Annotated in this window: 21 protein-coding genes; 4 read left to right on the top strand and 17 right to left on the bottom strand. The window is 71.3% G+C overall.

Features of this window, described 5'->3' with window-relative positions; translation table 11 throughout:
• Window positions 1–430: 430 nt before the first annotated feature.
• Window positions 431–640, bottom strand: a complete 210-nt coding sequence (locus ACFYOJ_RS34795) for a hypothetical protein (protein WP_356557837.1) — start codon at window positions 638–640, stop codon at window positions 431–433.
• A gap of 944 nt (window positions 641–1,584) precedes the next feature.
• Here ACFYOJ_RS34795 and ACFYOJ_RS34790 point away from each other — a divergent pair.
• Window positions 1,585–2,523, top strand: coding sequence for a hypothetical protein (locus ACFYOJ_RS34790; protein ID WP_356557835.1), 939 nt, complete (start codon window positions 1,585–1,587; stop codon window positions 2,521–2,523).
• Window positions 2,524–2,629: 106 nt separating this feature from the next.
• Here ACFYOJ_RS34790 and ACFYOJ_RS34785 read toward each other — a convergent pair whose 3' ends face one another.
• The 3 genes from ACFYOJ_RS34785 to ACFYOJ_RS34775 all read right to left on the bottom strand — a co-directional run bounded on the left by ACFYOJ_RS34785 (window position 2,630) and on the right by ACFYOJ_RS34775 (window position 5,303).
• Window positions 2,630–3,709: an NYN domain-containing protein gene (locus tag ACFYOJ_RS34785; protein WP_356557834.1), complete on the bottom strand. Its 1,080-nt coding sequence runs from the start codon at window positions 3,707–3,709 to the stop codon at window positions 2,630–2,632.
• A 112-nt stretch (window positions 3,710–3,821) separates the two neighbouring features.
• Window positions 3,822–4,247 carry a hypothetical protein gene (locus ACFYOJ_RS34780; protein ID WP_356557832.1) on the bottom strand — a complete coding sequence of 142 codons (426 nt, stop codon included), beginning with the start codon at window positions 4,245–4,247 and terminating at the stop codon, window positions 3,822–3,824.
• A gap of 822 nt (window positions 4,248–5,069) precedes the next feature.
• Entirely contained in the window at window positions 5,070–5,303 is a 234-nt protein-coding gene (locus ACFYOJ_RS34775) for a hypothetical protein (protein WP_388598546.1), read from the bottom strand.
• A gap of 362 nt (window positions 5,304–5,665) precedes the next feature.
• On the opposite strand from ACFYOJ_RS34775, the gene ACFYOJ_RS34770 reads away from it, so the two are divergent.
• Entirely contained in the window at window positions 5,666–6,094 is a 429-nt protein-coding gene (locus tag ACFYOJ_RS34770) for a hypothetical protein (protein WP_356557831.1), read from the top strand.
• 44 nt (window positions 6,095–6,138) lie between these two features.
• On the opposite strand, the gene ACFYOJ_RS34765 is transcribed toward ACFYOJ_RS34770, so the two are convergent.
• The 4 genes from ACFYOJ_RS34765 to ACFYOJ_RS34750 all read right to left on the bottom strand — a co-directional run bounded on the left by ACFYOJ_RS34765 (window position 6,139) and on the right by ACFYOJ_RS34750 (window position 9,928).
• Window positions 6,139–6,948 (bottom strand): hypothetical protein, encoded by an 810-nt coding sequence (locus tag ACFYOJ_RS34765; protein ID WP_356557830.1) that lies wholly within the window; start codon window positions 6,946–6,948, stop codon window positions 6,139–6,141.
• Window positions 6,949–7,441: 493 nt separating this feature from the next.
• Window positions 7,442–7,747: a replication initiation protein, RepL2 gene (locus ACFYOJ_RS34760; protein WP_356557829.1), complete on the bottom strand. Its 306-nt coding sequence runs from the start codon at window positions 7,745–7,747 to the stop codon at window positions 7,442–7,444.
• On the bottom strand, window positions 7,734–8,216 hold the full coding sequence (locus tag ACFYOJ_RS34755; RefSeq protein WP_356557827.1) for a MarR family transcriptional regulator: 483 nt from the start codon (window positions 8,214–8,216) through the stop codon (window positions 7,734–7,736). Before ACFYOJ_RS34755 ends, ACFYOJ_RS34760 begins: the two co-directional genes overlap by 14 nt.
• Before the next feature lie 659 nt (window positions 8,217–8,875).
• Window positions 8,876–9,928, bottom strand: a complete 1,053-nt coding sequence (locus ACFYOJ_RS34750) for a competence protein CoiA family protein (protein WP_356557826.1) — start codon at window positions 9,926–9,928, stop codon at window positions 8,876–8,878.
• 188 nt (window positions 9,929–10,116) lie between these two features.
• On the opposite strand from ACFYOJ_RS34750, the gene ACFYOJ_RS34745 reads away from it, so the two are divergent.
• Complete coding sequence (locus ACFYOJ_RS34745; protein ID WP_356557825.1) at window positions 10,117–11,100, top strand: hypothetical protein; 984 nt, start codon at window positions 10,117–10,119, stop codon at window positions 11,098–11,100.
• 41 nt (window positions 11,101–11,141) lie between these two features.
• Here the strand turns inward: ACFYOJ_RS34745 and trpA are convergent, their stop codons facing one another.
• From trpA to ACFYOJ_RS34730, 3 genes are read right to left on the bottom strand one after another with little or no spacing between them, the layout of a single operon-like run.
• The gene (gene trpA / locus ACFYOJ_RS34740; RefSeq protein ID WP_356557824.1) at window positions 11,142–12,035 is read right to left on the bottom strand and encodes a tryptophan synthase subunit alpha; all 894 of its coding nucleotides are present in this window, start codon (window positions 12,033–12,035) and stop codon (window positions 11,142–11,144) included.
• Window positions 12,035–13,312 (bottom strand): ATP-grasp domain-containing protein, encoded by a 1,278-nt coding sequence (locus ACFYOJ_RS34735; protein WP_356557823.1) that lies wholly within the window; start codon window positions 13,310–13,312, stop codon window positions 12,035–12,037. The genes trpA and ACFYOJ_RS34735 overlap by 1 nt, the downstream gene beginning before the upstream one ends.
• A 16-nt stretch (window positions 13,313–13,328) precedes the next feature.
• On the bottom strand, window positions 13,329–14,405 hold the full coding sequence (locus ACFYOJ_RS34730; RefSeq protein WP_356557821.1) for a GNAT family N-acetyltransferase: 1,077 nt from the start codon (window positions 14,403–14,405) through the stop codon (window positions 13,329–13,331).
• Between the two features lie 655 nt (window positions 14,406–15,060).
• Here ACFYOJ_RS34730 and ACFYOJ_RS34725 point away from each other — a divergent pair.
• Window positions 15,061–15,285 carry a hypothetical protein gene (locus ACFYOJ_RS34725; RefSeq protein WP_388598542.1) on the top strand — a complete coding sequence of 75 codons (225 nt, stop codon included), beginning with the start codon at window positions 15,061–15,063 and terminating at the stop codon, window positions 15,283–15,285.
• 190 nt (window positions 15,286–15,475) lie between these two features.
• Here ACFYOJ_RS34725 and ACFYOJ_RS34720 read toward each other — a convergent pair whose 3' ends face one another.
• The 6 genes from ACFYOJ_RS34720 to ACFYOJ_RS34695 form a co-directional block, all read right to left on the bottom strand.
• Window positions 15,476–16,165 carry an HAD family phosphatase gene (locus ACFYOJ_RS34720; RefSeq protein ID WP_356557818.1) on the bottom strand — a complete coding sequence of 230 codons (690 nt, stop codon included), beginning with the start codon at window positions 16,163–16,165 and terminating at the stop codon, window positions 15,476–15,478.
• Complete coding sequence (locus tag ACFYOJ_RS34715) at window positions 16,165–17,331, bottom strand: MFS transporter (protein ID WP_356557816.1); 1,167 nt, start codon at window positions 17,329–17,331, stop codon at window positions 16,165–16,167. Before ACFYOJ_RS34715 ends, ACFYOJ_RS34720 begins: the two co-directional genes overlap by 1 nt.
• A complete protein-coding gene (locus ACFYOJ_RS34710; RefSeq protein ID WP_388598540.1) occupies window positions 17,328–17,456 on the bottom strand; it encodes a hypothetical protein in 129 nt (42 codons plus the stop codon). The genes ACFYOJ_RS34715 and ACFYOJ_RS34710 overlap by 4 nt, the downstream gene beginning before the upstream one ends.
• A gap of 273 nt (window positions 17,457–17,729) precedes the next feature.
• Window positions 17,730–18,683 (bottom strand): hypothetical protein, encoded by a 954-nt coding sequence (locus tag ACFYOJ_RS34705; protein ID WP_356557815.1) that lies wholly within the window; start codon window positions 18,681–18,683, stop codon window positions 17,730–17,732.
• Between the two features lie 15 nt (window positions 18,684–18,698).
• Entirely contained in the window at window positions 18,699–18,911 is a 213-nt protein-coding gene (locus tag ACFYOJ_RS34700) for a hypothetical protein (protein WP_356557814.1), read from the bottom strand.
• A gap of 107 nt (window positions 18,912–19,018) precedes the next feature.
• A complete protein-coding gene (locus tag ACFYOJ_RS34695; protein ID WP_356557812.1) occupies window positions 19,019–19,345 on the bottom strand; it encodes a hypothetical protein in 327 nt (108 codons plus the stop codon).
• Window positions 19,346–19,741: the final 396 nt, after the last annotated feature.

The raw sequence follows: 19,741 nt of genomic DNA, 5'->3' as shown, positions 1-19,741 counted from the left end.
GCCCAGTCGGGGGCCGAGCTCATGATGGTCAGCAGGACGATGCCGGCGACGATGCTCTGCCACAGGTAGAGGCCGAAGCGGGCGAGCAGCCGGTGGGCGATCGCGTAGAGGGCGCGGGAGAGCAGGGCAGTTGCGGTGAACACCGCGGCCAGCGCCAGGTGCCGGTGGTGGTGGAAGAACTTGGAGTACAGGACCCAGGTAGAAGCCGAAGAAGACGAGGACGAACGCGGTACAGGTCGCGAGGATCGCGGCGGGCGGCCGGTAGTCGGCGCGCCCGTCCCAGGTCCGGGGCGGGTCGAGGCGCCGCAGGAGCGCGGGTATCTGACGGCGCTCTGGGGGCCGGGCGCTGCCCGCGGGGTGGTTCACGTGCTCGTCCTGCCGTTCGTTCTTCGCGTGACCGCCGGTAAGGCGGCCTGGCTCGTGGTGGTGTTCAGCTGGCTCGTGAGTCTGCCGTACGGCCTCGACTCGTCGGGAGCGGCATCGCCGCGCGGCCGCGGCAGGCGAGTCGGCGGTGCCATCGGCCGCCGGCCAGGAGGGCGTCGGCGCAGGCCCGTTCCAGAGCGGTGAGGAAGGCCTCGGGGTGCTGGGTGGGCAGCCGGTGGCCGCCGCCGGGGATGACGTGGAGGGGTGCCATGCGCAAGTGCGCCAAGCTCGCCCTGCTGTCAGTGCGCGGCCTTCGGCCGCCCCTCCGCCTGCGGTTGCCGTGCCGGCGGCAACGGCAGGCGACACACGGCGCGCAACCGGTCCGTTCGGATCCGCGCGGTGATCTGGGCCTGGTGATAGCGGCTGGATGATGCTGACCAGAGTTCCGGCACCTTTGAGGTGCTGTCCCTCTGGCCGCCGAGTAGGTGGTCACGGCTGACGTCGCTTGGCCAGTGTCCTGCACTGGTCCCGGCAGATACCGGATGATGTTGACCAATACTTCCGGGGCTCCGGTGAATCGGGAAGGGGCAGTCGATGACGCAGGCCCGTGTGGCGAGCGAGCGGGTGACAGGACGGGTGTGGACCGTGCGCCTGGATGCTGCAGGGCGCAGCGTGCCGACGGTGAAGGTCAGCTGCAGCCGGGCTGCCTGCACACCTCAACGCCTGGGCTCCACCGCTCAGGGACGGGCCTTCGCCGTTGCCCATCTGAAGGCTCACCTGCGGGCGGCCGGGGGACCGCGGCCTGATGCGTCGTGTGCGTGCCGCGCGGAAGGGTGTCAGGCGCATGGCGAGAAGGCCGGTCATGGACCCGCCGGAGGGGCCTTGCGATGCGGAGGCGCCGTGGTGCTGGCCGTGGTCACTGATCCGACCGGGCGCTGGTGGAGGGCATGGGAGTGCTGTTCCCGCTGCGCGGCGGCCCACCCCGCAGCCCGCGTGGTGGCCACCGCTTCCGCCGTAGCCGTATCACCCGCCTCCGGCGTGAGCGAAACGCCCAGGCGTGCTGCCGGGAGTGATGCAGGAGCGCCGGTCTTCTCCGCTGCTTCTCCATCCGCCCCGAGGAGCACGGCGAGCAGCCGGGAGGGGCTGCCTGCGCCGCGATCGGCTGCGGCCGCGCCGAGGTCGCGTCGGGCCAAGCGGTGGGGGAAGATCGCTCAACGCCTGGTGCCGCATGATCTTCAGCCGGTAGTGCTGCGCGACGAGCTCATCGAGCTCGGTGACGCTTTTCGGGCCTACCAGAAGTCCAGCGAGCCGGACCTGGAGCTCCTGGCCAGCCTGCACGGCCGCAAAGCGCGCGCCTTCGCCGCCTGGGCGGACGTGACGGGTGACGGGAGCTTGCGTGCCGAGGCGCGGCGTGCCGAGCAGGCGGCGGCCAACGTCCGTCTTCAGCATGAGCAGCGCACCGGCCGGGACGCCGAGGGCGCCGTCGCACGTGTGCTGACGGGGCCGAACCAGTGGGAGCATGCGCGTGGCGTGCTTGCCTATGTCCGCGATCACGCGCCGGTTCCGGGGCCGGAGGGGCGTCTGCTGACGCTGCTGCTGACATTGCGCACCGCGAGCAGGGGCAGCGGCAACGTCACCGCCCTGGATGTGAACGGGTTGCCGCTGGGCGATGTCGAACAGCTCCTCCAGGGGATGGTCAACGCGGGCTGGCTGCGACTGCCCGGGACCGCGGCCGATCTGCTGGTCTCCACCTCCGAGAACCCCACTCACATCATCGTGCCCTCGCTCCTCCCTCATGACGGCGACCGCGGGCCGTTCGATTTTGGGAAGTCGATGCGGGCCAAGCTGTCGGGGTGGGCGCAGAAGGCTGTGGGCGAGCGCAAGCTGCGCAAGAAGAAGACGCCGGCCGCCGTGAGGCTGCTCGCTCTTGCCTGTGCCGCGCACAGCAGCGCCGATGGGCGGCTGGGGCCCTTCGGTCGGGGCCTTGCAGTCGAGGCGCTGGCCGCGCTGTGTGCTGTCGATTCCACCGAACTCGGTGGGTTGGCCGAGCAGTTGGTTGCTGCCGAGTGGCTCACAGACGTATCGGTGACCAGCACGCACGTCACGGGTCGGCTGTGCGAGCGTGTCCTCGAGCTCAGCTGCCCGGTACCGGCCCGATGAGTGCCCCGTACTCGTCGGTTGAGGCCGCTGGAGTCGTACGCCTTCACAAGCTCACCAGGCTGGGCTTGAGTCCGACCGAACTGCGCAGGGTTGTGCGGCCGTAGTCTCAGCGGGCGGGAACGAGCTGGTCGGCCGGCGCGATGCCGTCCCAGAATCCCGCGCGTAGGTGCACCCGGTGTTCTTCGCTGATCTCCTCGTTGCCGATCATGCCGAAGCGGGCGGCGTAGCGCAGGAGCTCGCCGTCGAGGGAACGGGGGATGCGGGGGTTGGCCTCGGCGAGTCTGGCGATGATCTCTGTGGCTTGGTCGTGCGGCAGGCGCTGGGTCCAGCGGGTGGCGAAGGTTCGGCCCACCTCTCTGGGTTCACCGGTGACCTGGGTCATGTCGTGCTCGCGGTCCACCCACTCCTGTTCGGGGGTGGTGAGATCGCGCAGGAGCGGGAGCCCGTCGTCGGGGTCGACCCATCCGGTGTCCGATGACCAGCGCAAGGTTGCGGCCGGTGCGGGGCGCTGGGCCAGGGCGCTCGGGGTGGGGATCCGGGGACGAGTCAGGAGGGGACGCTCGGGCTCACCGCCCGGCTCGGCATGCTCGAGCGCGGGCTGGGCTGGAGCCTCTGCCCCCTGCTCCGCCGTGGGCGGTTCGACGGCCTTGATGGCCTGCGTCAGCCAGGCGCGGTCCAGCAGGTGCCGCTCGTCTGCCTCCGCCACCAGGTCCTCGGACTGGTTGTACTCGCCGTCGGCGGCCTGTACGGCCCACAGGTGGATGGCCACGCCGTGGTCCTTGGCCGCCATCACTCCGGGCAGCAGGTCTCCGTCGCCGGTGATCAGCACGATGTCGCTGCAGGCGTGGTTGCGGGCGAGCTCGGTCAGCTGGGCGTGCATGGCCGCATCCACGCCCTTCTGCTGGGGCCTTCCGTCGGCCCGGGTCAGCAGGCCCAGGCGCACGGTGACCCGGGGCATCACCCGAAGGCGCCGGTGCTCGGGCTGGGGCACCCGCTCAGGAGCGCCGTCGAACCAGTAGATACGCAGGAGCGGCTGCCCGGTATCGGCCTCGGCGCGCTGGCGTATCTGTTGGATCAGCTGTCCGTGGTCGACAGTCAGCCGGGACCGTGTCGCCTCACCCGTCAGCAAAGTCGCAGCTGCGCCCAGGAGATATCCGGCGTCCACCAGGACGATGCATCGGTCCATGTGCCCCCCTCGACCGTGAGCAGTCCCTACTCAGTCGGTAGTCCATCACATGCCGCTCTCGCGGACTTGTCGTTCGCGCAGTTCCCGGGGGAGCTTCCTCTCCCTAGGGTTCCTAGGTGGCGGGGGTGCTCGCTTCCGGCCCGGCCGGTGCGGAGATTCCCCATACCGAGCGTGTCGCTGCGGTGAGAGCCGGCGGCAGCGGCTCGCGCTGGGGCGGGTCCGGTATCTCGTTCAGGCGGTAGACCTGCCATCGCCATCCGCTGGTCTCACTGTGCTCGGCGGTGACGACTCGGTCGTATCCGTCCCCGCATGCGCGGTTGGCCGTCTCCACGGCCTGGGCCAGGGCGATCAGGAACTGCGGTGGGAGGTCGTCTGGCCGTACCGGAGGGCTGAGTGGGTTCCAGACGGTGTCGATTCCGTTGACCAGCATGGCGGAGGGGCCCATCTGGACGATCTCGTGGGCCTCTGCCGCGCGGAGCAGACGCGCGGCGCCATCCTTGTACCCCTGGGTGAAGATCCAGACGGTGCCGTGCGTCACGGGTTCTCCTCCTGGTGGTCCTGGTAGCCGGTGCGGGCCCCGGGTCTGCGAGGCGCGGCCCAACGATCGCGCAGGGCCTGCACAGGCAGCAGGTTCGCTCCCGCCGGGCGGGCCGCCGTCCATCCGGTCTCCCGCCGGGCGGGCGGAATCGCCTGGCGGCGCCCGTCGTGCTGTGCGATGCCCGTCGGCTGTCGTTGTCGGTGGCTGTGTCCCTGGGTGTCCCTGTGGGCGGTGCAGGCCTCACTACGGACGCAGCGCGCTGTGGCTACCGGTGGTTGTGTCCCTGTGTGCCCCTCCGTCTGCTGCACGCTGGACTCGCTCCACGATGCCGTTGCCCGCGTGGCTCGGGGCTTTGCGCGAGGTCGGCCCTGCTTAGGTCGGCCTGCCTCTGCCGGGCTGGGCGTACTGGTGGGCTCGAAGGTGTTGCTGGTGAGAAACGGCTCGGCCGGGGTCCCGGGCGGGCGGGCCGGCGGAGGTGCGGTCGGGGGCGGCGTCGGCTTGAGACGGACGAGAACGCCGAGCGGGCCGAGGCGGCGCTACCGGACTGGCGGGCCGTCTTCGCGGCCGGTCGGGGAGCCGGTGACAGTCACGGACGCGGCGAACCGGTCTGCCGACTTGGTCGTGCAGTTCATAGGGCTCGCGCTGGCGCTGGGTGAGGTCAGCCCGTGGCGGCTGCGGCCGGTGTATCTCGGAACTCAAGAGGCCTGCGGGCTACGGTGGTTGCCCTCTATTCGAGGCGCAAAGTCCGGAATGTTGCCGGGAAATGTGTCCCTGGGTGTCCCTGTGTCCCTGAGGCGGCGCGGGGCCGGCATTCAGCTCGCCTTAGCCTGGGCGCGGCCGGAGGCTGTCCAGGAGTCGGTGGTGGCTTCGAATTCCGCTGCGGCCTGGGATCTCGCACTCTTCCTCGGACCACTGGGCCCAGTAGGCGCGTTCGCGGTCTTCCTCGGCCGCGGCCTGGGCGGCGGCATCGGCCATGCACGGCGGGCAGTTGTGCAGGTGGCGGAGGTCGGACCGGGAGGCGTTGGCCATCGTCCTCAGCACCGGGTTGGTGATCACCCCGATGCGGTCGCCATCGATCCAGGCGACCTGTTCTGGGAAGTAGTCGGGGGGCAGTGGGCTCTGTCTCCGACCTGGAAGTGGCCAGGCCTCTCCCAGTGCGCAGGCGCAGACGGCGCTGGAGCCGCCGACTGCCGCGGCGTCGCCCGGCGGCGGAGCAGGCGGAAGATGTTCACGGGGTCTCCAGGAAGGGGGCGGGGTGGGCTGGTCCGTGTCTGGCGTCCCGTCGCGCGGTGCTGGCCGGCCCGTGGGGCGGGCGACAGCCGGTGGGAGTTGTCCGTCGGGCACACCGGGCGGGGATGGATGCCCGTGGGGCGGGAGCGGGCGGTGCCGGCCGCGGCCGCCGCCCTACGGTCGCGGCCATGTCAGACGACGAACTGAGCACCAGCGCCCTTCACCAGCGGATCATCGACACCGGCCACTTCGGCCGTGGGGACGTGGTCCATGCCATCGGCTCGCTGCTCGAGGCCCAGCACATCGGCCGTCCGCTGATGCTGTACCGAGTCACGGGGCGGATGGGGTGGCATCTCAGCGGGGAGCAGGCCCATGTGCTGGAGGCGGAGCAGCGGCCGGGCCGGGCCGAGGTGCGCGCTCCGGCCCGGTACCTGATCCATCTGGAGAACTGCCCGCCGTGCGCGAAGTTCGAGGGCCAGCTGCGGGAGGAGATCACCTCTGCCGACTTCGGGGATGCCGAACCGCACGAGGTGATGTTGATCGCGCGGACGGAAGACGGGCAGCTCGTGCACATCCTGGATGTGCTGCGGTTGCAGGAGGAACAGGGCGGCGCCTGAGCCGCCGGGCGGCGCGGGCCGGGCGATGCCGGCCCGCGCTCGGGTCATGCGGCGGGGGTCTGCTCCAGGCCCCCGGTCGCGGGGCCGCCGAGGAACTGCTGCGTCAGCTCCTCCATGGTGACCTCGGTGGCCTGGAACGGGGCCGGGGCCGTCTCGCCCTTGCCCAGACGTACGACGAGGCCGAACTTCTTGACCTTGGCGTTCTCGGCGAGTTCGGCCAGGTTGACGGTGACCTCGGTCAGCTCGCCGTTCTTCAGGGCGAAGTCGGCGGTGGCCTTCTCGTCGGGCACGTCCTTGAGGTCCTTGGCCGAGGGCAGCACGGCGCCCGGGGGGAGGCCCTTGGCGAACGGGCGGATTTCGTCGACGAGCTCGGTGAGCACCGTCTTCAGCGAGGCGGTGGCGGTGATGTGGTCGGCGCCGCCCCGCTCGCCGGCGTCCTTCAGGTCGACCTCGCGGGTCAGCACGGTACGCAGCGCCTCGGTGAGCTTGCGCTGGGTGCTGGCGTCGGGGCTGGGGGCGCCGCTGGCACTGGCGCCCGTGCTGTCCTTGAGGTGGGCCGTGGAGATCTTGATCCACTGTCCGCTGAGGAGGGGCTTAAGGGCGGTGGCGGTCTCGGGCAGGTCCTCGGCGGCCGGCAGGGGGGTGCCGGTCTTTGCGGCGATCGCCTTCACATCGGCGCGCAGGTAGGCGTAGTCGCCGGCGATGCGGTACTCAATCAGGTCCGAATCGGCGCTGGAGAACTTCACGGCCATGCCGATGAGGTCCTTCTCCCCGGAGTCCTTCAGCGGCTTCTTCGACTGGACGGACAGCGAGACGCGGGCGTCGGCGAGCAGTTGGGCGGCCTCGGTGGGCATCGGGTTGCCGGGGTCGTCCTTGGCATCCAGGGCCTTGAGCGTGGCGGCGTCGGTGTCGAGGTCGAGCTCGATGGAGAGCGAGCGCTGCTCACCGAGCTTGCCGAAGGCCCGGTCGATCTTCTGTGCCGCTGAGAGCTCCTCGGCGGTCCCGCAAGCTGCGGCGCCGGCCAGGACAGCGCCGACCAGAGCTGTGGCGGTGAGGGTCTTGCGTATGGCGGGAATGACGGTCTCCTCCGGGATACGGCCCAGCGCCGATCATGTGCCGGCGGCCTCGGCGTCCACCGTGCCTACTGCCATCCGGGCGCAGCCAGGCCTCACCGCGGTGAACCCGGCGGTCTCCCGCCGCGCGGGCTGCCGAGGGCGCCCTTTCCCGCCGGGCGGGCGCATTGGAGGCGTTGGTGTCCCGCTGGTGCGGCCTCGACGGCGGGCGTTCTCCCACATCCCAGTCGCTTCGGTCGCTGCCGGCCACGGCTTGGCGGGAGCGTGAGCGGGGTCAGGCCGAACGGAGCGGGATGACGATGCGCTCCCCCGTGGCCTTCTGGCCCAGGCGGAAGATGGGGCTGTTGGAGATGCGATCAACTTCCTCGAGCCAGCCGTCCTTGGCGAGTTCGCCCCGCACCCGGCTGAAGAGGGTCGGCGTCATGCCGAGCTCGCCGGCCAAGTTGGTGGCGGTCTGCTTGACGGCGCCGCTGAATTCCTTGGGCATGACGGCGTAGAGCTGCATGATGAGCCGCTGGTTGGGCTTGAGGCCCTTGGTGCGCCGCAGGACTTCGAGGGCTACCGGGTCACCGCTGGTCATCAATCCCCCTTACAGACGTGGGCCGCTGCCATTCCCGGAGCCCTGGAATGTCCGGCGGGTTGTAGGCCCGGATTGCCTCACGCTGCTGCGCGGAGGTCAGTTGGCTGGCGAAATACGGGCTGACCTTGTAGAACCGCTGACGTCCGAACTCGTCCGCGAGAAAGAGGAGGCGTCGGCTGGTCAGCTTGCGGACGATGCGGCCCAGGGCGTCGGGGGACGTGCCCGTCCGATCGGCGATGTACGCAGTGGTCTTCATGACCGCCTCCCCCGGGCGGGGTGTGGCCCCGACGAACCACATGAAGATGCGGAACTCGCGGTCGGTCAGTCCTCCGTCCTCCTTGGGGACGGCTGCCAGTGCTTCCAGGCGTTCATTGTCGACCGTGCTGTAGCCGCCGATGTAGCCGAAGCGCGTGCGCGGTTCCGAGCCGTGGGCACTGCTCTCCCCCGGTTGCTGCGCAGAGCGCGCCATCCGTTTCTCCGGTCGTCGTGCGACATGAACTATGAGTACATGGACACCCTAACCCGCGTCCGGATCCCTGAACTACCACAACATGTACTCATGGTTCATCTTGTCCGCTCCTGGGAGCCGGATATCCAGACTCCAGGAGCGGCATAACACGACCTCAGGAGCGGCATAACACGGTTGCGGAAGCGGCATATCCGATCTTGGGAGCGGCATCGATCCGCGAAACCCGCAGGTCAAACGGGGTTGCGAGCAGGTTCTCTCTACATGCTGTACCGGAGCTGGAGGGCCGTGGGCGCTGATCGGTCAATCCGGTCAGCATTTCCATCACGCGTCCCGGCGCGTCGCGCGTGTCGACCGCCTACCCCAGCCCTGTGATGCCTCAGCCGACGAACGTCAGCCCCGGTGCTGCCGCAGGGGCGCGGCGGCGTGCGGAGGTACGGAGCCGGGCGGCCGGCCACGGCCGAACGGCGGCCCCCTTCCCGGCACCAGCCACGCTTCCATGTCTTTGTCCGTCACGGCCTGTGCCACCCGGGACGCAGCACCGCTGGTGCCGTCCACGGGCCGCACCCGACCGAGGTGCCGCACGCGAAGCCTGCTCAGCCACCTCGCCCTGCCCACCGGCGCCGGCCCCGGCAAGACGCGCGAGTCCCGGGTCGGAGGTTTCAGCACAGGAGGTGCCGGCCGTAGGGGATGAGGACAGGGTCGAGGGGGCCGTCGCAGCCTTCACACCGCGGCGTGGGCAGCTTGGGCGCCTTGGGAGTGGGGACTGTGCCCGCTGTGGGCCTCGGACTGCGCTGGGGTACCGGCTGGCCCGGGAGACGTGGTGCCAGACGGCGGCGGGATCGGCCTTGGCGGGCGAAGCGCTCAAGAGCAGCACGGCCTGCTTCGTTGGCGCGCTGCCGGGCGAACTCCCGAACCTTGCGGTGGTCCTCGCGTAGCTTCTCTCGCAGCGCGAGAGGCAGCAAAGCCCCGTGCGCGTCAAGGCCGAGGTCGTTCAGAGGAAAGCTGGTTCTCTCGGTGGTGTCCAGGGCGCAGGGCGGGTGGTGCGGAGCGAATACGGCGAGGTCAGGCACCTGCCACCACTGGTAAGGGCGGACATGGGGGCGGGCGACGAGGGTGGTGACCTGGTGGGCGGCGGGGTCCAGGAACCAGACGGGCAGCCCTTCGGCGAGAACTGCGTGCGGCACCTGCAGGCCGGGCCGCCAGAACCAGACATCGCGGATGTTCTGAGCAGCGTAGTCGTGGTGTCGTGCCTGGAACCGGAGATCGGTGAGCAGATCCTTCTGCACTTCGAGGGCCAGGCGGGTGCCGTGCGTGAGGGTGACCAGGACGTCGGCGCGCCGTTCGCGCTGCGGTGTCCACTGCTCGATGTGGACGGCCGCGACGCCGGGCTGCGTGCGGGCCCACTGTGCCATGGTGTGCTTGGAGTTCAGGTGCCAAACGCTCTCGGGATGGTGACCCGCAGGGGGTGCCTGCCCGGGTGGGTGGGCGAAGTGTGTGCGTATCTCTCCTCCGAGGCGGCCCCGGACGACGAGCGGCACCCGAGTGCCCGGGGGCGCGTCGATACCGTGGAAGCAGTAGCAGCAGATGAGGGTGCCGTCGCCGTGTGGGTAGCCGCGGGCGCGCCAGTACTGCGCTGGCTGCTCTGAGACGTGGACCTCGCGGTTGGTGCGCAGGTCGAAGCCGACCACCAGCAGATCCGTGTTGCCGTCCACCCGCCCTCCCCGTGGGATGCCCGAAGTCTTTGCCGAGCATGAGAGGTCTGGACACGACGCCGCTGTGGCCTCCCGTCTCGTGGTCGGCTATCTGCCGTCCTTCCTGCCCAGCGGGCTGTCCCGGGCTGGCGGGCCCGGGCAGCGGGCCGCGCCCGCGCAGCAGCGCCCTGCCATGGCAGCGTGCCTCCATGTCAGAGGATCTCCAGGCCCGCGAAGAGGAGCTTGTCCGGCTCCTGGCGGCCACGCGCCGTGCGGTGGCCGACGGCGCTGAGCAGAAAGAAATCCAGGCGTTGCGGGGCGAGGCCGAGCGGGCCTTCAGCCAGTGGAGGATCGAGACGTCCCTCGCGTTGCACAGGGCTGTTGAGCGACCGGTGCCCTTCACTGAACGGACCGTCGAGTCCAGCCAGCCGGCCCCGCGCACGGCGCGGGAGAAGGCCCATGTCGCCCTGCTCGTTCTCGGCACTCCGGCCGGCCCTACCTTGCTCTCGCAGGTCTACGGGGCGTTCCATGATGACGCCCTGGCCGTGAGCGCTCTGCGGTCGCTGCGCGAGGGCGAGCGCAACTCCCACCAGGTCTCGCAACGGCCGTACTTCGTGTGTCCCGTGCTAAACAGCGACCTGCAGGCCGCGAAGGGGTACTACGCCTTGAGCACTTGGCCGTTGGAGCAGCGGATCATGACCCCTCACAGTGCGCAGCTGTGGCAGTTGCAAGCAGTAGCGCACCTCGCGGCCAGGGTGCAGTCGGACCTCGATTCAGGTCAGGGTGTCCCGCAGGCCGCGCTGCAACTGCTCCACACGACGGCGGCCTCCGCCGGGCTGTACAGCGGCAGGCCTGAGACGATTGAAGCCCAGGCGCACCGGCGCATGGCGCCACTGCTCGCCGAGCACCAGGCCTACAGCACCGAGGTGGCGGGGCGGGCCGAGGCCCTGCCCGACGCGGGTCAGCTCTTCGGCAAGGGGGCGGTGCGTCTGAACCATGCCCAGACCGCAGCCCTGTGGGGGCTGGCCCGCGAATCGGCTGACCGCGTGAAAGCGATGGAAGCTGCCCGGCCGACACCGGCCGCCGCAACGCCGTCCCCCGCAACCAGTCCCGCCGTCCCGACACAAGCCTCCGCCCACCACAGCGCGGATCCTTCCCCCCAGCGCGAACGAGCGGCCACTGCCACCAGGTAACCGACAGCCCGCAGAGACGTGGCCGTGCCTACCGGTTCCAGTCAGGCAGCCGTCACGGCCGGAGCGCGCAGAGCCTGGCGGAGTTCGCCCGCCAACTGGGCGGCAGCGGCAATCCCCGCGCGTCCCGGGGTGTCCCGAACGGCCCGGATGAAGGCCGAGCCCACGATCGCCGCGTCCGCGAACTGTCGGATGTGAGCGGCTTGTTCGGGCCGGGAGACACCGATCCCGGCGCCAACCGGCAGGCTGGTCAGTGCCCGCAGCCGGCGCACGAAGGGGAGCAGCGACACGCTCAAGGTGCCGGTCGTACCAGTGACCCCGGCAGTGGCCGGGGCGTAGAGCATGCCGCCCCCAGCCGCCGCGATGCGACGCAGTCGCTCGTCGCTGGCCGTGGGGGCGACGACGAAGACCGTGTGCAGTCCGACCCGTCTCGCTTCGGCGAGCCAGGGGGCGGCCTCGTCGATGTTCAGGTCGGGCAGGATCACCCCGGCCGCCCCGGCTGCCGCGAGTTCTTCTGCCGTACGCCGCAGGCCGTAGCGGTACAGAGGCTGGTAGTAGCCCATCACCAGCACGTGCGTGACGGACGCGAGGGAGCGCACGGTCTCCATGAGATAGCGGACGGTAAATCCGGCGGCCAGTGCCTGGGCTCCGGCCTGCTGAATGACGGGGCCGTCCATCATCGGTTCGGTGTACGGCCAGCCCACTTCCAGGATGTCGGCGCTGGCGGCGAGTTGGTGCAGCAGGTCCAGGCTGGTCGCAGGGTCGGGGTATCCGGCGGGAAGGTAGGCGGCCAGCAGCGGGCTGCGAGCGCTGAAGGTTGCATCGAGGGCGTGGGCCGCCCCGCCATGCTCGCCGCGATGGCCGAGGGGCGCCGGGCCGCCCGCCGCCGGCGCTCCTGCGGTGACGGGGACGGGAGCGAGCGGCTGGTAGGCGGTCATCAGGCGGCAGCCGCCTGCTCGTCGGCCTGGTCGCCGGGGCGAGCCGGGTCGATGGTGGCATGAACGGCGCCGAGCGCCCGGTCCAGGTACCTGCGGCACAGAGCTGGCGTGTCGGCCGTCACCACCAGGTGGGCGAGGCGCGCGGTGTGGCCATCGGCGGGTGGGGCGAGGCGGGTGCCGGGCTGCTGCTCAAGCACGGCCCGGTCGCACCAGGTGCGGGCGGCCAGGGAGCGATCCACGGTCAACGACCGCAGTTCTCCGGCCGTATGCGGGTGGACGAAGCCGATCGCGGCTGCGCGCAGGTGGCTGGGGCGCAGGTCGGGCAGGAGGCCCATGGCCAGGTCGGCGGCGGCTGCCACCAGGTCGATGCCGGTGGCGAGGCGGACCAGGTGCGGGATCAGGTCGTCGGCCAGGCACGGCGTGACGGCGGTGACCTGCGGCCCGGTGGAGGTCAGCCGTACCGTGACGTGGGAGACGCCGTGGGTGATGTCGAGCACCTCGAGGGCCTCGACGGCGGTCTGCTCGGCCGCGTCCGTGACCGGTGAGCGCAAGGCGGGTGCGACGAGACGGTCGGTCGCCTCAAATGCCTCGCCGCGCTGGGTGTGGGTGATCGCGGCCACGACGTGGCGGCCGGGGATGGAGACTACTTCGACGCCGACCTCGGGCCCGTCCTGGTACTCCTCGGCGAGTAGGCCCGCGCTCGCGGTGCCGTGCCGGGCGGCGGCCTGCGCGGTGAACATATAGGCGGCATTGAGCTGTTCGCTCCCGTCCACCCGGGCTGCACCCGCGGTGCCCGCGATGACGGGCTTGAGGACGAGGGGGTAGCCCAGGTGCTCGGCGGCGATGCGGAGCTGGCCGACGTCGCCGACCGGGACCCAGCGGGGCGCGGCCACCCCGTGTGCGTCGAGCACGGCATGGGCCGCCTGCTGGTGACGGCTGGCGCGTACGGCCGCCGGGTTCAGTCCCGCAGTACCGAGCATCTGGGCGATGGCCGCGGCGGGGGCGGTGGCGGCCGGGATCCAGGTGAGCACTCCCCCGATGTCGTGGGCGGTCGCGAGGCTGGTGGCGGCGGCGTGCAGCGCGGCCGCGTCGCCGAGGTCGGTTACCTGGTGGTCAGTCAGGAAGGGCTGCTGCCAGGTCGGGGCGGTGTCATCCAGGAGGAGGATGCGATAGCGGGCGGCCAGGGACTCGAGGGCGTCCTGCTGGTAGTGCCTCTGCCCTGTGCCGATCAGGAGCAGGGCGGGGGCGCCCTCAGGGGTGGCCTCTCGTGCGGTCATGTCCACTTCCTCTGGGTCAGGGGCGGCTGAAGGCGTCCAGGGCGGTGTCCAGTTCCCGCAGGCTGCTGATGACCCGGGGGTGGGGGGCGGTGAGGTAGACGGCCGTGGTCAGCGGGACGGGGGTGAAGCCCATCCGTCGCTTGAACTGGTAGTGGCCGCGTCCGGCGTCCAGGACGCGGGCGCCGGTGGCGGCGGCGTGGCGGATGCTCTCGGCCAGCAGCCACCCCAGGGTGTGGTCACCGTGTCGGCTGTGCGCGACGGTCTCGGCCCACAGATAGAGGGTGGTCCCGTGGCGGAAGCCCAGGAAGGCCCCGGCGAGGGTGCCGTCGGTCTCCTCTGCCAGCAGGGCGAGGGCGCCGGGGATGCGGGGCAGGACGGTGAGCATCGGCAGGTTGTAGAAGGCGGGGCGGCCCTGCCTGCGGGCCTCGTCCTGGTGCAGGGCGTGGACGGCGGGCAGGACCGGCGGCAGAGCGGCACCGGTCACGGCGCGCAGGCGCAGCCCGGCAGCGGCGCCGTCGCGGTGCTGTCGCTGGAATTCCGAACGTGCCTGGCTGCTGGGGATGCGGGCGGTGAACTCCGCGAGGCCGGCGCCGACCGGGGTTCGGTGGGCGTAGAAGAGGCGGGCCTGGGCGTCGGGGGGCCTGATCCGGGTCCACTGCGCCAGCTCGATGGGCGCCAGGTTGGGCACCAGGAGGGCCTGGGCGTCGCATTCCTCGGCGAGTTGGCGGCCCCGGTCGACGGCCTCGGCCAGGACCAGGGCGGAGGCGCCGGGCAGCCCGCCGTACTGGCTGTAGAGGCTGGGCGCGTACACCACGGGACCGGAGAAGACGGGGTTGCGGCGGTGGGTGTCGCTCTCCAGGGCCTTCCACAGCGGGCTGGTGTCGGAGAGTTGGTAGGAGAGCCGGTGGCTGTGCTGGCCGTCGGTGAGCAGCAAGTGCCGGTGCGCCAGGGCCGATTCGACCTGCGGGCTCTGCCAGGCCGCGGCCCACTGCCGGGTGTGGAAGGGGGTCGCAGCGGGCCGGTCCTCGGGCAGCGAGGCGATGGTGCGGTGCCAGCGGGCGCGGACGGCGGAAGACAGTGAGGTGACGGTCATCGGGGCTCTCTCGGGCGATGGGCATGAGGCGGTGGACGGAGCAGGTGCCCGTCTCCTCCGTCCACTCGCCTGCGCGCCTCGGGTCAGGGCGGGGCGCGCAGTCAGTCTGGGCACCGGGTGCAGGCGGGGGCGAGGCATCTCTCCGCGGGAGGCTGTCTGCTCCCGCCTGGCGGTCGACTTGTCTGGCTGCGTCCCGCAGGGCGGGCCGCCATCGCCGGTTGTGCCGGAGGCAGCCGGTCACGGTTCAGCCTGCTGTGCCGTGGCCTGGGGTGGTCTGGTGTGCTGGCGCAGACTCGGCCCTGGACGGCATCTATCCGGTCCGGCTGCTCAGGCGGCGGGCCGTGCGGCAGCAATATGCAGTGCCGGATGGTCCTCCAGGCGTGCGCGCAGCTGACGGCCGCTGTGCCAGGCGAATTTTCTGACTGCCCCCCAAACGATCATGGTCATGGGAACGGGTCATCTGTTCCTCGTGCTGGCGGTAGTGGTAGGTCACCACGGGCAGCAGGGCCCCGGCGCTGAGCGCGGTCAGGGACAGTTCTCGAGACGGGGTCAGCAGGGCAGTCTCCAGGAGTGGTCGGGGCGCGCCGGGACGGGTGGACCAGTCGCCGATGAGGGCGGAGGGACGTAGGGCGATCACCCGCAGGTGGGCGGGGAGTTGGTCTACGAACGCGGCGAGCTGCTCCTCGGTGACTTCCGGTGGACAGTCGAGAGCTGCGGCAGCCAGGTGGTGCGGGGCCATGTCCTCCTCGTCGGCCGGGCCGCACCAGCGCAGGGCGAGCATCTCGCCCGCGTCGCGGGTGCGGCGCGGCAGGCCGGGTCCGGGGTCGTGCCAGCCGTCGGGGCGAGCACAAGGACCGGGAAGATCGCCCCGAGTCCGTAGTAGGCAGCCTGGACCGGCCTGTGCAGGAGGGGCATGAGGGGATGGTTCTTTCGCATTGGTACCCGGCCGGGCACAAGCCGTGCGGCGCTGGGCAGGTACGGGTAGACGCCGGGCGACCGACCTGGCATGGGGCTTGAGCGGCTGGGGCGGCAGCCAGGCGGAGATGCAGCACCGGCAGCCGCCCGAGGAGTCACACTGCAGAGGGAGTGAACTGCGCGGTTGCCTGCGGCAGCCGACTGGCCAGCTCGGCGGCGTCCCCCTCGAAGTGCAGCGTGCTCATCCCCAGCCGCGCTGCTGCCTCGATGTTGTCGGCCCGGTCGTCGACGAACAGTGTCTGGCGGGGGGTGGGCCATCCAGCCGCCATAAAGGCGGCTTCGTACGCTCTGGTGTCGGGCTTGTTCACCCCGATCCGGGCGGAGTACACCGTGCGGGACATCAAGGTGGCGCACCACGCGGCTTCGTCGAGGGCCGAGGCCAGCGGGAGCGGCGCGTTGGACAGCAGCACCATGGGGACCCCGGCTGCGTGCGCGTGGTGCAGGACCTCAAGGACCGCCGGGTCGGTGCGGGTCCACATCTGAGTGTCGGCCCTGCGCAGAGCGGCCAGGAGCTCGCTGCCGGGGCCTGCTTCCTGCCCGCCGCGCACGAGGTCCTGCCAGAACGCGTGGTCGCTGATCTCGCCGGCGTCGTAGGCGGGACGTCTGCCCCAGAAGGCCCGCATGAAGATCTCGATGCGCGCGGCGGGCCATCCGGCCGTGACCGCCAGACGCGACCACATCTCGGGCGTGGGCTGCCGGCCGATGACCCCGTTGTAGTCGATGATCACCGCCTCCAGTTGGTCGACGGGAAGGGGCTGGGATGCGGTGATGGGTGTGCTGGCCATCAGGACTCCAGTGCTCGGCGGGCGGTGACTGCGACTACGGCAGCCAGGGCGACGGGAAGAACGAGAGCTGCGGGAAGCGTGAGGAACGAGGCGAGCCCGCCGATCGCGGCGGGGCCGGCCAGCAGACCGATGTAACCGGTCGCAGCGACGGTGCCCACAGCTCGCGGGCCACCGCGTCCAGCAGCCGAAATCAGGGACGGGACGGCCGTGGACAGGCCCAGGCCGAGTGCCATCCACCCGGCCAATGCCGCGGGAGCAGAGTCCGCGATCAGCCCTGCGCCCAGACCGGCGGAGGCGAGAAGAGCGCCTGCGCGTACGACGGCGACCGCGCCGAAGCGTGCGGTGACCCGGTCGCCGAGCAATCGGCCCGCGGCCATGGCGGCGCTGTAGAGGGCGTAGGCGGATGCCGCCACGCTTTCGGACGCGCCCAGGTGGCGCAGGTGGACGGCGGCCCAGTCTGTGGCAGCCCCTTCTGCGAGCAGGCAGGCTGCGGCGAGCGATCCCAGCAGCCACATTGTCGAGCGGCCAAGTCCCTTGGGTTCGGGGGACTTGCCGGCGTGCTCTGCGCTGGAGGGGCCCTGATCGAGCGCCTGAATGTGCCGCACCTTCGGCCCCGCTGCTGCGGCCGCCAGGGCGACTCCCGCTCCAACGGCGGCAAATACGACCTGGTGGGGCACCCACGTGGTGACCGCGGCAAGGCCGGCACCGGCCAGCGCGCCCAGGCTGTAAGCGGCGTGGAGCCCGGACATAATGCTGCGGCCGTACCCGCGCTGGCACTGCACTGCTGCTGCGTTGACGCCGACGTCGAGAAGGCCGTGTGCCAGTCCGAAGGCCACTGCGACGACGCTGAGACTCGTCAGTGTGCGGCACTGTCCCAGGGCTGCGAGGGACAGCCCGAAGACGATGGCGGGCCCCACGAGCAGCCGGGCGGGGCCGTGCCGCTGAGCCAGGCGGCCGCCGATCTGCAGGCCGACGACCATGCCGGCCGCTGCGGCCAGCAGCACCACCGCCAGTCGGCCGGGGCCGAGGTGGGACGCGGCCTGAACGGCAGGCATCCGCGCCCCCCATACCGCCATGACCACACCCAGAGCGGCGAAGAAGCCGATGAGCAGGCGCCGTGCGGCTCGCGGCGGAGTCGCAGCATCGACCGCGATCGTCGAGGTCATCGTCCTGCCGCCGTCGCGGGTGCGGCGGAGCCGGGTGTCCGCAGGCCGTACTCCGGTGCGGCGGTGGCATGGAACAGCACCGCGGAGATGGCTCTGGGCGCGGTCAGGGGGGTGTCGGGTGTCATCGTGACCTTCACTCGCCAAGGGATGTCTGGTCTTCGGGCCGTGGCTGGACCGCCGGGGAGCGCAGGCGGGCAGGGGCCGGGGAAACAGCCATCAGCGTTGTCACCGACGCGGTGCTCCAGCAATGTCCGTCGGGCAGGGGCCTCTCGTGCTCCCGCCCGGCGGGCTACTAAGTGCTCAATGGGCCCATGAGACGGGCGTCTTGCGGATGCTCTCCCAGATGGCACGCTGGCGGGCCACCTGGGGGCGCTGGTGGCGCAGGGCAGGAGGCCGGGTTACAGGATGAGGATCTGGGCGCCCTCGGGTGCGGTGCGCCGGAGAGTGAAGTACTCCTCGGGCGAGCCGAGCAGCACCGGGACGGTGCTCAGCGCGCTGTTCCAGTCGATCTTGTGGGGCAGGGGGCGCACCACGGCGGTGACCTCGGGCAGTGTGCGGCTGGGCGGGCGGCGGCTGGGGGTGACCACGAGACCGCCGGCCATCCAGTCGGCGCTCGCCGTCTCGATGTGGCAGACCTCTCCGGTGTTCTGGTGGCCCCAGTGACGGGCGGCCTCGAGCAGCCGTCCCAGAGGGGCGGCGGGCCGTCCGTCCGGGCTAGGGAGGTAAGGGGTCGAGGCGCGGGCGGCCTCAGTGATGGCGCCGTCGGTGGCGGCCAGTGTCCGCAGGTGTTCCGCCTCGGCGCGCACGTCCTGGCCGCGGGCCCAGCCGGTGAATCGGCGGCCCGGCAGCTCGGCCTGGACGGTGGCGTGGACCAGGCGCCGGGTCAGCAGGTCCTCCAGCAGGGCGGGCACCGGGACCGGTTGGGGCGGCGCCCAGGTGCGGTGGACGCCATGATCCCAGGCCGGTCCGCAGGGGCACGCCTCGCGTGTCAGCGCCTGCACGGCGGCGGGTGCGGTCCACGGGGCGCCAGGATGGGCGGGGGGCGCAACGCGTACGGCGGGCACCGTCGTCAGCCACGGCGGATCGTGCGCGTCCGGAGTGAACCACACGATGTTCAGGCCGCGTTGGTGTGCGTGCGCGGTCCGCTCGCGGATCTCCTGGCTGCGGGCCGCGAGCGGGGGGATCTGCAGGACGGTGCGGCGCCCGCCCGGGGAGGTCACCAGGACGTCTGCGGCCCAGCTCATCCCGGGAAGGGGGGCGTCGAGCTCGGCTCGGTGTCCGGTGTCGCGGGCAGCGTCGGCAAGGGATTCGGCCAGGGTGTGGTGATGGTGTGCGAGGGCGGGGGCAGTCATCGAGATCGTCTCCGATCAGTGGGCGCCGGTGACCGTGTAGGCGAAGCCAAGGACCCGGGCGCTGCCCTGGGCCAGCAGGTACGCGGCGGCCTGCCCGTGGAACTCGTCGGTGATGACGGGGCCGGCCTTGGCGCCGTAGAGGGATTCCACCGGGCTGGGGTCGACCTGCAGGCCCGGCCGGGTCACCATCACCTCCATCGTGTGGGCGAGCGGCACCAGGGCGAGCACGCCATCGCGGGTCTTGAGCGCGTAGATGGTGTGGGAGGTCTTGGCGGGGAAGAACTTCTTGGCTCCGCCCTTGGACCCCAGTTCCTTGTCGCGTTCGGCGTGGATCTTCAGGGCGGTCTTGGCGGATTCGGTGGTGCGGTCCAGGCCGGTGCTCTTGTCTCGGCCGCCGGTGGCGTACAGGTCCTCGAAGGCTGCCGTGACGTCGGCGGGTGCCAGGGGGCCGCGCTCTTGGCCGTCGGGTCGGCGACGATGGCCAGCCCGTCAGGGCTGGTCTGCGGGAGGGGCTGCTCGGTGTCCAGGCCGTGGACGGAGGCGGTGACCTTGAAGCCCGCGCCATCGGGGTTGTCGAAGACCACCAGCGAAGGCTCCTTGCTGGTTGCGGCGGCCGCCGTCCCGATGCGCAGACGTCGGGAGGGAGAAGGGCGCGCTGGCATGATCGGGTCTCCTTGGTCCATGGTCCGGAAGCGGCTCGCTCCAACCCTGATCACGCACGTTCGGCCTGCGACAATGCCCGCCGACCGGGTGCTTTGCGCGCTCCCGCCCGGCGGGAAAAAACCCCTGCACAGGGCCCGTCGTACGGGCCCGCTGCCGCCGGCCTCCCATGGCCGTGCCGTCCTTCGGTGCGGCTGCGGGGCCCCTTCCTCTGCCGAAGACCGGCCCCGCTGTGGAGGGGGCTGGGCGAGGTCCGCGGCGGCTGGGCGCACCGTGGGGCGGGACGGAAAACAGATGGTGTTGCGTGGGGCGGGAGCGGCGCACAAAGTTCGCGGCTGGCGCCCCTTTCTCCGCGCTGGCGAAGGCACGCTGAGCCCTTCGAGCAGCAGACGGAGGAG

The organism is Streptomyces sp. NPDC006384, from assembly GCF_042870695.1.
GTDB lineage: Bacteria > Actinomycetota > Actinomycetes > Streptomycetales > Streptomycetaceae > Streptomyces.
Note: the sequence above shows the minus strand (reverse complement) of the source record. Positions and strands in the feature narration are given on the sequence as shown.

Excerpts from the sequence above, each read along its gene's own strand:
- ACFYOJ_RS34785 (WP_356557834.1), bottom strand. The coding sequence starts at position 3,709 with ATGGACCGATGCATCGTCCTGGTGGACGCCGGATATCTCCTGGGCGCA.
- ACFYOJ_RS34770 (WP_356557831.1), top strand. The coding sequence starts at position 5,666 with ATGTCAGACGACGAACTGAGCACCAGCGCCCTTCACCAGCGGATCATC.
- ACFYOJ_RS34765 (WP_356557830.1), bottom strand. The coding sequence starts at position 6,948 with ATGCCCACCGAGGCCGCCCAACTGCTCGCCGACGCCCGCGTCTCGCTG.
- ACFYOJ_RS34760 (WP_356557829.1), bottom strand. The coding sequence starts at position 7,747 with ATGACCAGCGGTGACCCGGTAGCCCTCGAAGTCCTGCGGCGCACCAAG.
- ACFYOJ_RS34755 (WP_356557827.1), bottom strand. The coding sequence starts at position 8,216 with ATGGCGCGCTCTGCGCAGCAACCGGGGGAGAGCAGTGCCCACGGCTCG.
- ACFYOJ_RS34745 (WP_356557825.1), top strand. The coding sequence starts at position 10,117 with ATGTCAGAGGATCTCCAGGCCCGCGAAGAGGAGCTTGTCCGGCTCCTG.
- trpA (WP_356557824.1), bottom strand. The coding sequence starts at position 12,035 with ATGACCGCCTACCAGCCGCTCGCTCCCGTCCCCGTCACCGCAGGAGCG.
- ACFYOJ_RS34735 (WP_356557823.1), bottom strand. The coding sequence starts at position 13,312 with ATGACCGCACGAGAGGCCACCCCTGAGGGCGCCCCCGCCCTGCTCCTG.
- ACFYOJ_RS34730 (WP_356557821.1), bottom strand. The coding sequence starts at position 14,405 with ATGACCGTCACCTCACTGTCTTCCGCCGTCCGCGCCCGCTGGCACCGC.
- ACFYOJ_RS34720 (WP_356557818.1), bottom strand. The coding sequence starts at position 16,165 with ATGGCCAGCACACCCATCACCGCATCCCAGCCCCTTCCCGTCGACCAA.
- ACFYOJ_RS34715 (WP_356557816.1), bottom strand. The coding sequence starts at position 17,331 with ATGACCTCGACGATCGCGGTCGATGCTGCGACTCCGCCGCGAGCCGCA.
- ACFYOJ_RS34710 (WP_388598540.1), bottom strand. The coding sequence starts at position 17,456 with ATGACACCCGACACCCCCCTGACCGCGCCCAGAGCCATCTCCGCGGTG.
- ACFYOJ_RS34705 (WP_356557815.1), bottom strand. The coding sequence starts at position 18,683 with ATGACTGCCCCCGCCCTCGCACACCATCACCACACCCTGGCCGAATCC.
- ACFYOJ_RS34695 (WP_356557812.1), bottom strand. The coding sequence starts at position 19,345 with ATGCCAGCGCGCCCTTCTCCCTCCCGACGTCTGCGCATCGGGACGGCG.